13 protein-coding genes and 3 tRNA genes are annotated in these 13,397 nt (G+C 43.6%); 8 read left to right on the top strand and 8 right to left on the bottom strand.

Features of this window, described 5'->3' with window-relative positions:
- The first annotated feature begins 5 nt into the window (after positions 1 to 5).
- The 6 genes from AC1DYT_RS05810 (at position 6) to AC1DYT_RS05785 (ending at position 5,192) form a co-directional block, all read left to right on the top strand.
- Positions 6 to 659: a response regulator gene (locus AC1DYT_RS05810; protein ID WP_477468696.1), complete on the top strand. Its 654-nt coding sequence runs from the start codon at positions 6 to 8 to the stop codon at positions 657 to 659.
- Positions 660 to 824: 165 nt separating this feature from the next.
- Entirely contained in the window at positions 825 to 1,868 is a 1,044-nt protein-coding gene (locus AC1DYT_RS05805) for a phosphoribosyltransferase-like protein (protein WP_477468695.1), read from the top strand.
- Positions 1,868 to 2,497 carry an NADAR family protein gene (locus AC1DYT_RS05800; RefSeq protein ID WP_477468694.1) on the top strand — a complete coding sequence of 210 codons (630 nt, stop codon included), beginning with the start codon at positions 1,868 to 1,870 and terminating at the stop codon, positions 2,495 to 2,497. The genes AC1DYT_RS05805 and AC1DYT_RS05800 overlap by 1 nt, the downstream gene beginning before the upstream one ends.
- Positions 2,488 to 2,796: a response regulator transcription factor gene (locus AC1DYT_RS05795; protein ID WP_477468866.1), complete on the top strand. Its 309-nt coding sequence runs from the start codon at positions 2,488 to 2,490 to the stop codon at positions 2,794 to 2,796. Before AC1DYT_RS05800 ends, AC1DYT_RS05795 begins: the two co-directional genes overlap by 10 nt.
- A gap of 307 nt (positions 2,797 to 3,103) precedes the next feature.
- Positions 3,104 to 4,684 carry a hypothetical protein gene (locus tag AC1DYT_RS05790; RefSeq protein WP_477468693.1) on the top strand — a complete coding sequence of 527 codons (1,581 nt, stop codon included), beginning with the start codon at positions 3,104 to 3,106 and terminating at the stop codon, positions 4,682 to 4,684.
- A gap of 19 nt (positions 4,685 to 4,703) precedes the next feature.
- A complete protein-coding gene (locus tag AC1DYT_RS05785) occupies positions 4,704 to 5,192 on the top strand; it encodes a hypothetical protein (protein ID WP_477468692.1) in 489 nt (162 codons plus the stop codon).
- Positions 5,193 to 5,585: 393 nt separating this feature from the next.
- Here AC1DYT_RS05785 and AC1DYT_RS05780 read toward each other — a convergent pair.
- From AC1DYT_RS05780 to AC1DYT_RS05745, 8 genes are all read right to left on the bottom strand, one after another.
- Positions 5,586 to 5,659: transfer RNA gene (locus tag AC1DYT_RS05780), tRNA-His, on the bottom strand.
- A 61-nt stretch (positions 5,660 to 5,720) separates the two neighbouring features.
- A tRNA-Glu gene (locus AC1DYT_RS05775) sits at positions 5,721 to 5,793 on the bottom strand.
- A 39-nt stretch (positions 5,794 to 5,832) separates the two neighbouring features.
- A tRNA-Glu gene (locus AC1DYT_RS05770) sits at positions 5,833 to 5,905 on the bottom strand.
- A 603-nt stretch (positions 5,906 to 6,508) separates the two neighbouring features.
- Entirely contained in the window at positions 6,509 to 6,988 is a 480-nt protein-coding gene (locus AC1DYT_RS05765; protein WP_477468691.1) for an anthrone oxygenase family protein, read from the bottom strand.
- Positions 6,989 to 7,036: 48 nt separating this feature from the next.
- The gene (locus tag AC1DYT_RS05760; RefSeq protein ID WP_477468690.1) at positions 7,037 to 7,849 is read right to left on the bottom strand and encodes a helix-turn-helix domain-containing protein; all 813 of its coding nucleotides are present in this window, start codon (positions 7,847 to 7,849) and stop codon (positions 7,037 to 7,039) included.
- Between the two features lie 118 nt (positions 7,850 to 7,967).
- On the bottom strand, positions 7,968 to 8,663 hold the full coding sequence (locus tag AC1DYT_RS05755) for a 3-keto-disaccharide hydrolase (RefSeq protein ID WP_477468689.1): 696 nt from the start codon (positions 8,661 to 8,663) through the stop codon (positions 7,968 to 7,970).
- A 348-nt stretch (positions 8,664 to 9,011) separates the two neighbouring features.
- Positions 9,012 to 9,557, bottom strand: a complete 546-nt coding sequence (locus AC1DYT_RS05750) for an alpha/beta hydrolase (RefSeq protein WP_477468688.1) — start codon at positions 9,555 to 9,557, stop codon at positions 9,012 to 9,014.
- Between the two features lie 238 nt (positions 9,558 to 9,795).
- Positions 9,796 to 11,106 carry a hypothetical protein gene (locus tag AC1DYT_RS05745; RefSeq protein ID WP_477468687.1) on the bottom strand — a complete coding sequence of 437 codons (1,311 nt, stop codon included), beginning with the start codon at positions 11,104 to 11,106 and terminating at the stop codon, positions 9,796 to 9,798.
- A 185-nt stretch (positions 11,107 to 11,291) separates the two neighbouring features.
- On the opposite strand from AC1DYT_RS05745, the gene AC1DYT_RS05740 reads away from it, so the two are divergent.
- Positions 11,292 to 12,029, top strand: coding sequence for a hypothetical protein (locus AC1DYT_RS05740; protein ID WP_477468686.1), 738 nt, complete (start codon positions 11,292 to 11,294; stop codon positions 12,027 to 12,029).
- Between the two features lie 64 nt (positions 12,030 to 12,093).
- Entirely contained in the window at positions 12,094 to 13,320 is a 1,227-nt protein-coding gene (locus tag AC1DYT_RS05735) for an aspartyl protease family protein (protein WP_477468685.1), read from the top strand.
- Positions 13,321 to 13,397 lie beyond the last annotated feature (77 nt).

Below are 13,397 nucleotides of genomic sequence, written 5' to 3'. Positions count from 1 at the left end.
ATAAAATGTCCCCCGACAAGATAAATATCGCCATAGTTGACGATCATACCCTCTTTAGGCAAGGTTTAGTAAACCTGTTGGCCGAAAGCGGCCAGGTAAACGTTGTTTTTGATGCCAGCAACGGTGCCGATATGATACAAAAAATCACCAAACAGGCCCTGCCCCAGGTTGTGCTGATGGATATTACCATGCCCATAATGGATGGCTACGAAAGCACCCGTTGGCTCAAACAAAACCACCCCGACATCAACGTACTGGCCCTCAGCATGTTTGAAGAAGACAAGCCCATTATAGAGATGCTGAAAAGCGGCGCGGGCGGCTACATGCTCAAGCAAAGCAAGGTTAGCGATCTGGTGGCTGCCATCGCAGGTATCAACCAACATTCCTTTTATATTAACGAGCTGGTATCGGGCAAGCTGCTACGCAATATCCAAAACAAACAGCAGCTTAAGAACGACTATTCGGACCTTAACGCCAACGAACTCCGTTTCCTGGAGCTGTGCTGTTCAGACCTCACCTACAAACAAATTGCCGATCAAATGTGCCTCAGCCCGCACACCATAGATAACTACCGCGAATCGCTCTTCCAAAAGTTCGAAACCAAATCGCGCACAGGGCTGGTGATTGCTGCGTTGAAGAATGGATTGATAAAGATATAGGGGATTTGGGTTGATGGTGGCAACTCCTTGGCGGAGCAAAGGAGGAGGCAACGACACAATTAAATTAACGAGCCATTCCACAATGTATTTCGTGTGTCTTGTCCAAAGCTTTTAGTTATAACATCAACCGCGGAGTAATGACCTATATTTGATTTATAATAAAAAATGGAAGAAAAAGCCCAGCAAATTGTCGATATTATAATTGATTATGAAAATAACGCGATGACAATCGAGCATGTTCTTGATTGGGTTTCTCAATTCGAAGAACAAGATCAGGAATTTATATTAGATGAATTGGCCGTAATCTTTCAAAAAACTTATTATTCCAAAATAAAAATTAAAGAATTGCTTAGCAGTTATTTAATTTTTTTAAAAGACCACTATAAATACGCTGATGTTCCGACTTTCTTAAAAGCAACCATTTTTTTGGATTTGCAGAATGAGCGTAAAAGTCAAAAGGAATTATTGCAGTTATTGGAGGAAATAATATCGGAAGAATATAACATAACATTGGGCGATTGCGGTCAGACTGCTAACCATTACCTTTATCTTGATGATGTTTTGTCTACTGGTAACACAATTTATTTCCAGCTTTCTAACTGGCTAAATGCGGCTAATGAAGTTGACATTTCAAAAAATAATTTTGCTTTCATTAAGGCAAATAATATCAAATTAAGCGTTTGTTTATTATGTGCACATCAATGGGGACAGAGCAACGTCGAATACCGATTAATGCAAAATATCGAATCAGAAACAAAAAAACACATAAAATATTTTTGGTTTTACTTAATAGAAAACAACTTAAAATCTCTTAAGCCAGCATTAAACGTAATGCTTCCTATTGATAATCAATTACCTGAGGTCGCGAATTATTTAAATTCATTAGAAGAGGCTAACAGCAATGCTGATAGAGCTTTCAGAAAGTTAAATCAGCCAGTTGAAGATAAATTGTTTTCATCAGCAGAAAAGAGAAATCGTCTCGAAACTATTTTTTTACAAAAAGGCATAGAGATACTGAATAGGGTACAAAATTTGAACGTTAAATCTATAAGGCCATTGGGATATACGGTAAAATCTCATAAAACATTAGGTTTAGGAACTCTATTTTTTACTTATCGCAATATTCCTAATAATTGTCCTATTGTCTTTTGGTGGGGAAACAATAATTGGCGACCTTTATTCGTATTAAAAAACAGGGGAAATCATTAATGCAAACGGAAAACTCAAAAAGCAGAATATACAGTATTAAAGACAGTATCGTTTTTTCTAAAACTGATGGACCATTTGGAGGGCTTTCAAATATGGCTCCAGGATATCCACTTTTTATAAATGATAATATCATTTCAACTTCTGAAGCGTTGTATCAGGCAATGCGCTATCCGTTATTTCCAGATATTCAACATGAAATTATTGCCCAAAACAGTCCTATGACTGCAAAAATGATTAGCAAAAAATATCGGGATAAAACTCGTCAGGATTGGGAAAGTATTCGCGTAAAAATCATGCGTTGGTCTTTGGAGGTAAAGCTTTCACAAAACTGGAATAAATTTTCTACTTTATTGAAAGAAACAGGTGATAAACCTATTGTTGAATTTTCCTCTAAGGATCAGTTTTGGGGTGCACTCGATACTTTGAACGGAGAACTTTCAGGAACAAATGCATTAGGTAGATTGTTAATGGATATCAGACAAAGATACGTGACAACCAATAATATCCCACAATGTATCGCGCCGGTAAATATAGCTGGGTTTATGTTGTTTGGATTTGAAATCGATACTATTTGCAATGAAGGCTTCTATATTATTGATGAAAATTCAAGAGAATTTGAATATGCGTAATCTCTACCCCCTTTCGCACACGTTGTAGGAATAAAGCGCGCTTTCTTAGCTTTACGCTACTGCGCAATATCCAAAACAAACAACCGCTGAAGAACGACTACTCGGACCTGAACGCCAACGAACTCCGTTTCCTGGAGCTGTGCTGTTCAGACCTTACCTACAAACAAATTGCCGACCAGATGTGCCTTAGCCCGCACACCATCGATAACTACCGCGAATCGCTGTTCCAGAAGTTCGAAACCAAATCGCGCACGGGGCTGGTGATAGCGGCGCTGAAGAATGGGTTGATAAAGATATAAGGGAAGGCCGGACGCTTCATTCTGCCGACAATTTTATCTCCAAACTTCAACTATCAATCATTACTTCGCTTGTTAACATATGCATGTGGACTTCGATTTTCTATGATTAGCAGCTAGTTAATTGAGAACTCAGTAAAAACACTACCATTCTCTACTTTTGCCGTGTCAATCTCCGAATACAGATTTTTCCCAGGCCTTAAATTTATTATCGATTAATATAGTAACCTAAAATTAAAATCGAGTAATTATATCTATTTTTATTAACGATAAGTTTACCTATCTTTATCGCACTAAACTTTATCAATAAATGAAAAGAAAATTCTTTCCATCCAAACAGTGGTTATCAGCCCTCTTTCTGATAGTAATTTGTATTGTGATTATTCACAGTTGTAAAAAAGATAGCGGCGGTAGACAGGCCGCACTTAACGATACAACATTTAATCTAGCTCGACTATGGTATGAGAAGGCTTACCCAATTACTTCTACAACGGACAAGCAAACGATACAGAGTAATAATCAGAAACATGACTGGAGCAAGGTTCTTCGGCCAGACTGGAACAAGGGAGACGCATTTTTCAGTAAAGGTTTAAACATTATAGAATTGCCGTCGATTAAAAAAGGCGACATGGCGTTTGCTACTCAGTCTATAGATCCGAGTCAATTCGATTTCAAACGCTCTAACAGCAATACTACTCTATTGGTTATAAATCAGCAAGGCACCTACAGCATTTACGCCATGACTATTCTTGCTGACCCGTCATACCTAAAAGGCAATTATGAAAAACTAAAAAACATTACTTATCGCAATCGCGATAAAGACTTTACAGGAATGGTATTTTACCATGCCATGGACGGAACATTCATAAACGGCTGGCAATACAAGAATGGCAAAGTTACTAATGCCATATATAAGAAGAATGGAGTTTCAAATACTCAAACCGTACAAAGTACCAGCGGCCAAAAAAGTAACGTCTTGCAGGATTGTTCTACAGTAATTGTTACTACCTATTGGTTAGACTGCGCCTATTATACTGACGATACAGCGATGGAAAATCCGTTTGACTGTCATATTGTGACTACACAAGATAGTTTCACCGAATGTAATGACAAACCTGATGCGCCAGGCGGAAGTGCGCCGCCAAGCCCATGCACACCTCCTAATACACCACCCGCAAATTCGTCTCTGAGCAATACTCCAAAAATACAGGTGTATGCTCCGGTTGATCCCGGAGGCGGTATTACCCCACCTGTTCCGCCACAGCCGTGCCCAACAACGCCGACACCACCCGCTAAACCGGCACCTATAATAACAAATAGAGTTCGGAACCCTTGCATAAAAAAAATGGTGGATGCGTCTATCAGCAAGAATATCTCGTATAGCCTGAATCAATCAATGAAGTCTATTTTTGACAGTAACACCGATTTTAACTTAAGCTTTTTAGATGATATCCCAGCCAATTTAAAAAGCCCCACTGAGGACGGGCAAATTGACATTACTCACGCTGCAGGTACTACATTAAATGGACGGCAGATTACGATGACAATGGATGTAACTATCACGCTAAGTACGAACTTGGCGAATGCTTCACAAGAATACATCACCGCAACAATAATGCACGAAGCACTACACGCCTATTTAACGTATAGTCACACGATTGTCAACCAGCATCTGGATATGGCCAGGCACTATATTACTTCTATGGAGACTCAGCTAATGGCCATGTACCCTACTTTAACAAAGCCAGAGGCTCATGCACTTGCATGGGGAGGGTTAGAAAAAGATGCGTTGAGCTTATATACCGACCTTACTCAACTTGAAAAAAACGATATTGCAATTGCAAATCAAAAATATAAATCTGGCACTGCGGGGCAGCCTTGTACGCCTTAATTTATTAAATAAGTAATCTATGTTGAAAAATAAGCTCATAATGATTTTTTTGCTGCTTAGCATAACATTTGCAGCTAAATCGCAATCAAAGGAAGCACTCCACGATTTCGCCAACTTTGTAAGTAAAAAATATCGCCTGCCCGATGAATTGAAATACAATTGCGAATGGATGTATGCCATTGTAAAAGTCAAAACAAATTCTGTTAATAAAGTTATAGGCTACGAATTTGTAAATGAGCCACCGGCTGCTATGAAAAATAGCTTTGATGTGCTGTTGGGGTATCGATTCCCGAAAACGATGAAAATAAACGGGCACCCGATTGTCTTTTATCTTTCAATAGATAACGCAGAAACCTGCAAACCAAAGGATGGCGAGAAGCGGTTTTATGCCCCTAACGATGTAGTATCAACCATATCGGGCTACTTAACCAACATCTTGCAGGCCGACCCACGTACCATAATTATCCCTGAATTGATAATTCAAAGTTTCCCTCCGAGTCAACAATAGCCTTTTCGTTTTCAGTCCGGAGGAAACCCTACTTATTGTAATGATTAATCCTACCGCCGCGCCATTGGTAAAACAATGGCGCTTTCTTACGTCGGTCGAAAATTATACTTAAATCCGCCGATTTCGATTCTAAAGAACGGGTTAACGGATGTCGTTCGATAACGAAACCCCATGCCCTTTTCGCCGTTAATGCAAGTCGGTTACCACGTCATTTACAGGCATCACGGTTTGTTGGTGAGCCACTATCATCCCAATTTTTATTTGCTATTGATGACACCTATAAACGCGCAATACCGCTGTGTTCCTGAAAATAAAGTTTCGGTTAACGGACTCGAACCGCTATCAGGTAGTTCGTAGCTACCTATTCTATCCTTTGAACTAAACCGAAATATGTGTGACCTATCGGAATCGAACCGATGTAACCTCGTTCACAGGGAGGCTGCGTTTCAAGTTACGCACAAAGTCACCATATATTTAAACAAAATACCGCAGTATAATACCTGCTGGCAGTTATACTGCTAAAAACCGTAAAGCGTACGGGATTCGAACCCGTGATGACTACATTGAAAGTGTAGTGGCTTAACCGCTTGCCAAACGCTTCATTTTTCAATCAATGCAATAAGGAATCACCCTTATTCCGTAAAGCGTACGGGATTCGAACCCGTGGTGACTACAGTGAAAGTGTAGCGGCTTAACCTCTTGCCAAACGCTTCAAAAAAAATTCCTATAAACGAAAAAAGCCTCTTAGTTTTTTAGTCTAAGAGGCTTAATGCTTTTATGTTGGATAATTTACACAGCAGTCCCTGTTCGACTAAAAGTCAAATAACGGCGGGTTTGCTCATGTAGATTATTAAATTTCATGCGACAAATATAATTATACTTAGTGTAATAACACAAATGACAGGGAATTTATTTTTCGCCGGCGTTTGCTTTCGCCGTGTTGGTGTTTTCGCCAATGACTACCCCCGCCGGTTCAAGCGTCTCGCTTGAACCCACATACATGTCAGCGTCCCGCTGACGTAACTAAATGATTTTTAGCGGGTTTCGAGGCTTAGCTGCTATAGCTTTAATCCTCTCGCGCCGGGGTGAGTGCGCATAGCCCTGCCGGCATACCCGCGCCAGGCTGAGCACATGTTTTTCGACATTGCAAAAGTGTTGTTGTAAGCGGGACGCTTACATTTGAGTTGGTTCAAGTGAGACACTTGAACCGGCGGGGAAACCGCAGAGGTGACGGATACCGCCTACCAGAACGAATTGAAATACAATTGCGAATGGGCAGCCGGCACTCATTCCCGGTTACCGGCTACCCAAGAAAATTATTTCTGTGCAAGCAAATATATCTTGTGCAGCGATACGCACGAGCAGCAAAGCCCTGCAAAAATAATTGCGGTACGCAGCCAGTTCATGGTGGCCCATTGCGACACTGTTTGCTTGAGCAGATCCACATCAGTCAGGCGGGCGGTTTTAAACATGATATCGTTGCGCGGATAGAAATAGGCAAATGTAAAAGCGTCTGCAATAATGTATAAAACAAAGGCAGCGCCGAAACTCAGCCGAATAGCCGGCGATGCCTTCCAGAAAAGGATGAGCACCAGTAAGCCCAATAGCTGGTTAACTGGCGAAAATATCCGGAAGAAATTGCCCGGGCTTACCACCTTAAAGTATTCCCGCGCCGCGGCAATGGAGTGGGGAACGTCGCTTCCCCAACTCCGTGCGTCGACCAAAGAAGTGTAAATGTTTGTAAATAGCAAGCCGCTGGCTATGCCGATAGATGCGAATAAAAATATTGTTTTCATTTGTTTTTTTCTGCAAAGATGCCGCAGTGGCACCCCGCAAAATTGTATTTAACGGACATCCTGGTAAAGGTGCCCTTTTACCGGGCCCATGCCCCGTTTGTATTCGCCGGGGGTAATGCCGGCGTAACCCTTAAAGGTTTTGTTGAAATGAGATTGGTCGGAAAAACGGATTTGGTAGGCTATTTCTGTAAGCGAAAGGTTAACATCATCATGCATCAACCCAATGGCCTTCAGGTATTTTTTATACAGCAGCATCTCTTCGGTATTCATGCCTGTGGCCTCCAGTATTTTCCGCTGCAACTGCCGTGGCGAATAGCACAATGATGAAGCCAGGGCGTTTACAGATAAATCGTTTTGGTTAGTGGCGTACAGGAAGTTGTTGATCATTTGCTCGCGGGGCTGCCAACCGGTAAGGTGTTTACTAAGCCAGTTAAGGAAAGCCGTAACCTTTGCATCAAAATTGTCCTGCTCCGCCAAATGGTGCCAAAGCGAATTGTAAATGGGGTTGACAAGGCCAAGGTCCACCGTTAAATTGGCAAACTCGGCCGCCGGGGTTTTAAATATATGTTTTACCGCTAAAGGTTGAAACATAACGCCAAAAAATACCTGCCGTTGCGGAAGCTGGATATTGATAGGGGTAGTATTAAACCCATTTATAAAGCAGTTACCCAAATATTGCTGTTTGTTGCCCAATTGAGCCGGTATGGGCGGGCTATCGCTAAAATTAAAGATTGCCTCCACCACGCCATTGGGGATAATACACTCCTTTTTAAATTGATGCTGCGGATGCTCTACCTGCCAAATGGAGTGTATCACTTGCTTAAAACAAGGCTCGGTTGGTGTATAGAATTTAGCAGTCAACGTCTTAGGCTCGAAGGTAACGATTTTGATTTAGACTGAGCCGAAGCTATTTACGTTACAATAAAATTGAAACAGGCACGCTTACGCGCCAGGAATACATTTCGTAAAACAAGACCTCCTACTTTATCTTCCTGATGTACAATGCTTTCACATCCAGTACCGTATGTTTGTCGCCATGGCATAGTTGTAAGCCAATGGCACCATCGCTAAATCCTTCTGCATGTACGATATCAATTGTTTTAACGCCGTTTAACCACGCTGTAATATGATGGTCCTTGGCAATGATATAGTAATGGTTCCAATCATTTGCCTTTACGAGTTTATCTGCCAGTTCTTTTGGGTACTTTTGAACCATTTCGGCCCTGCGTTCTTCCCAAAGGCATCCCCAGTAGCCGGGCCCCATATCAACCTGGTAGCCCGGTGCGTTATCAGTATCGGTAGGGTGTATGCGTATGCAAACACCCGAGTTTGCATCGCGGCCGGTCATCCTAACAATCGCATTTAATTCAAAGTTGGCGTAGGTAGTTTTGGTGTATGCATACATATGTTGCCCGCCACCGTTATAATCACCATGCAAAATGCCATCATTCAAAGTCCAGTAAGGTTTTGTAGCCACCCAGTCGTTTAACGAACCAATCAGGTTAACCCAACCTGTCCCCACGGGTTTATCGTTAACAAATTTGCCTTTATCCGGCAACGTGTACACCAACGAAGTTGTGTTTACAACCGGTAAGATGCGCGAACTGCCGCAACCCCCTGTTAAAAAAACGGAGGCAAATAAAACGAAGTATTTAACTTGTAATCTCTTCTTCATATAAGATAAAATATATAGTGTTCGTTCTATGTTCCCGCAAGGATCTCCGAAGAGCCCCTGTTGTTTTGCCAGCAGAGAAGGTGATTTATTTAATACTTAAATCACTTTGACAATCAATATGTTAAACGGCTGTTATTCCTTACTTAGCGAAAACCAAGCAATTTCCTGTGCAGATTAACTGCAAATCTTGTATCACAAACATAGCGATTATGGACTTGTAAATCCGATTATTTACAGCTTATTATGTTGATCATCTGTAACGGAAAAGAGGCCCGCAGGCGCCATGGCAGTAAGGTGCTGGCCTGCGGTTGCGGTCAATATGCCCCCTGGCGGCGGAGAAAGCGGGCTTTATAGCTCTTTGATATCCTCCGCCACAGCACTAAGATTATTGCCAAGTTGGTGGCCGCCGCTTTCGATTTCGCGGAACTTTGCTTGCGGCAGCTTTTGCCGGTAAATTCCGAACTGCTCAAACGGCACTTCCTCATCATCCCGGCAATGGTAAAAAAACAATGGCGTATTTTTGGGGAGGCTATCGGCAAAATCCTCGAGCAGTTTTAAGCCTTGCTGCCATTGCTCCTTACCGCTCCAATAAGGTGTGGCTGCCAGGAAAACACCGGTTAACTTTTGCGGGACCTTATTTTCAGAAAGATATTTAAGCAGCAACGATGCGCCTAAAGAATGCGCTACCAGGATAAGCCCATCCGCGTACCGCTCAACCTCCTTTCCGATTTGTTGCAGCCAGCCAAAATCCGGGCTTTCCTCATCCGTTTTTAGTCGTGGGTAACGCACTTCATACCCCTTCCCTAATGCATTCTCAAGAGAACGGACCAGCTTGCCGTCGGCTGCGTATCCATCATCGCCGCCGCCCTGTATAAATAGCACCTGCTTTTTCATACGGCTAATTTTTTCAAACTGCGTGCCAATGGCAAGCCCTTTTTGGTTGTTGATGACAACACCAACAACGGCGAAGTAATCCCAAAAAAAATGAAAATTCGTTGAAATACGCTTTTTTTTTATAAACCATAGAAAAACACCGAAATCTTTCAGAAAAAGCCCGAAAAAAACGACCTTTTTTTGCCCTATTGTGGTAAAAACAAGGAAATTTTCGACGGTGATTTTTGGCAAAAACGGGCTAAAAATTATCCTCGTAGTTTACCTTACCGTTTGATAGTTTCACGTAATCTACCGATCCCGTCCCCTGGAAACTAAAATCGATGCCGATAATTTTGGAGCGGACGATATTCGTTTTGATGGTGTACACCAGTTTATCGTCCAGGTACACCTTCCCTATCCCGCCGTGCGCCTCTACCCTAACCTTCACGTACTTACTAAAATCTACCCCGAAGACGGACAAATCCTGCGTTTTGCCCGATTTGTAGTAGTCGGTAAAAATGAAATCTATATCTGATACACAGCCCTTTGCACAAAGCGGTATGGCAATGGCCGTGCCCTCGCACAATATATAAATGTGGCTTTGCTGGCAAATGGCCGCGCCATCGCTGTAATCGTTCCGTAGTGAGGACTCGAATACGAAATCATCGCTGTATATCTCGCCCAGGTCGCGCACGTTGCTGAACAGCACGAAGGGCGGTGCGGGCTGCATTTTTATATTATGTGCCTGTATTTGAGCTATATCCAGCGACATTTTCCCATCGCGAATCACCTCTGCGCTGTCGAAATAAACCGGCACCGGCTTCAGCGTTACGGCACTCATCCACCCGTCAGATTTAATCAGGAGGTCATGCTGTTTTACGATTTTATTATTTACGATGAGCTTCGCCCGGTAATAATCTGGGTAGTAATAGATGGAGGTATGCTGCTTATCCCATTTAGAAACCTTCTGCCTCAGCGTTTTATCCCACGATTGCTGTATGATGACCGAATCGCCGGGGGCCTTTGCTGCATCGTAACTGAATATAACCGAATTGGGCACCCCCTCGGTAACAACCTTTTTGCTACTGAAGGTGTAATCGGCATCGGTAACAGGCGCGGGGTTTTTGTTGATGCTGAGGTAGGTTATCACAATGCCGGTTATCAAAGCAACTGCGGCGGTAATCTGCCATATCCGCATATTGATTGGCTTATGGGCGGTAACCGGTTTTGGTGCCGGTGCCAGCCCTGGTTGGGGGCTTACCAGTACATCTTCCAGTATGGCAACATTGGTATTCCCGCTTTTTTGGTGGGCGGTTACAAAGGTCCTCCAGCCATTAAAACCAATAAAAGTGGCAAGGGTATCCAGCGTATAAGTATTGGGCAGGCTATCGTATTTCACCTTTCCCCAAATGCGTTTGAGGGTTACATGGCTTAAGGTTACGCCGGTGCGCTGGTGTATAAGTTCGCTTAGGTTAATAAAATCCTGATTGGTCCAGCTGCCGCTGTCGCCCCAGCCGGTTTCGGCCTCGTACTGCTTTTTAAGCGATTCTATTAATTCATCAAAAGGCATAATCGGTTTTACTTGCGCAAATTTAACAGCATGCGTGGCATGCTTAGGCTTGTATCAACTTGTACCAACTTGTACAGGCAAAACGCATGCAATATGGAAAAACGCCGTCTACATTTGTATGGCCGCCGCTTACGCAAGTTACGCGATTTTGGCGGCTAAATAACCAAAACACCAATACATTTTTTATGGATAAGTTAGCTACAGCCGGCAAATGGCTTTATGCAGCAGCATTCTTTGTATTTGGCATACAGCATTTTATGTACGCAAGCTTCGTGGCTACGTTGGTACCTGCATTTATGCCCTGGCACTTGTTTTTGGCTTGGTTTGTTGGCGTTGCGTTCGTAGCGTTCGCTGCGAGCATAGCTATTGATAAATACACCCGTTTAGCAGCTCTTTTGTTGGCCCTGATGCTGTTGTTTTTCATCGTACTGCTGCATATACCACGTTTGATAAGCACGCCGCAGGATGTGCAGTTTTGGACACGTGCCCTACAGGATGTTGCAATAATGGCTATTGCCATGGCTTTAAGCGGGCAACGCAGGCTGCAATTGCCGGCGCGGTACCTGTTTGCCACGGCCTTGACGTTTTTAGCGATGCAGCATTTTGCACATATCAAATTCGTTACGGCCAAAGTACCGGAATGGTTCGCGGGTGGGGCCGTATGGGATTATTTGGTTGGGGCGTTCATTATCATCGCTGCCATTGGCATCATCAGTAACCGCTATGGTGGACTTCCGGCTGTTGCCCTGGGCATATTCTTAATGGCATTTGGCCTGCTGTATCATTTGCCGCTAATGGTTGCTAATATACACGATGGCCAGGTGTGGACGTCCTCGATGCTGGACTTTGCTATTGCAGGAGGTACGTTTACGATTGCCAACCTGCAGGCGCGCTATTATAAAACAGTAGCATTGGCAACTTAATGCAAAAACTAACGTATTATTATATAACCACCTGTTACAAACCAATTATAAACCGTGCGCCCTCATGCCACGCCATGCTGCATATTACCTCTTTTTGTTGCTGCTCATGCTTTTTGGTTGCAGCCGGCAGGGATACGCGCAATTTTTTGAGCTGACAGGCGGCCAGGACAAGGTAAACGTGCCGTTCAAGATAGTGCGGAACATGGTGATTATTAAGCTGAAGATAAATAATAATGGCCCCTACAATTTTGTTTTAGATACCGGCGTAGGCTTTATGGTGATAACCGAGCCCAGCCTTATCGATAGCCTGAGCATACCCGATAGGCGCACCATAAAGCTGGGCGGCCTGGGCGAGGGCGACGATTTCGATGCATATTATACATCAACTTTAAATATAGAAATTCCCGGGATAAACAGCGTAGGCGTTAGTGCTGCTATCTTTAAGAAAGACCACTTTGGTTTATCTAATTATGCAGGTGTGCCCATATATGGCTTATTGGGCTACGAGTTTTTTAGCAGGCTGGTTGTTAAAATAAACTTTAGCGATAGCACACTAACTGCCTATCGCCCGGGCAAAATGCGGGTGCCGAAGAAATACGATGCGCTGCCGCTTTTAATAGAGGGCAACAAACCCTTTATAACCACCTGCGTGCGTTTTTGCGATAAAACCGAACGCGATTGCAAACTGATTGTAGACATTGGGGCAGGCCATCCCCTATCGTTGGAGGATGACGGCAGCAAACGCTGGCCTACCGATAAATCCATCGCTGCCAACCTGGGCATGGGCCTTACCGGGCCCATTAGCGGCGATATAAGCCGGATAAACCAGCTGAATATAGGCAGGTATAGTTTAACCAACGTACTCTCCTCTTTCCCCGAAAGACGCGATGAACCGTATACAACTGCCCAGCGCGACGGCAACCTGGGGGTAGACGTACTGAAACGTTTTCACCTGATATTCGATTACGGCAAAGGGCTGCTGTACGTAAAACCCCGCACCAATCTTAAAGAGGCCTTTGAGCGCGATATGAGCGGCATAGAATACTATGCCGGCGGCGATGGCCTTAGGCATGTGGTAATAAGCCGCGTAGAACCCGGTTCGGCAAGCGATGAGATAGGTTTGGCTAAGGACGATGAGATCATGTCGGTGAATTTTAAGCCGGTGGCCAACATGCAACTGGAAGAACTGGACCAGCTTTTCCGCTCAGGCGACGGGCGAAGCCTGCTACTCGAGATCTATCATGAAAAGACATACACCCGGGTGATACTGACGTTGAAAAGGAGGATATAGGAGCGTTTGAATAGTGGCGGTGGGGACACCGCCACAGGGGTTGAAACAAAACAAAAACTCTCCGTAAGGCGGTGTCC

This window comes from Mucilaginibacter sp. P1_D10 (assembly GCF_056406215.1).
This window is presented reverse-complemented; position numbering and strand designations above follow the sequence as displayed.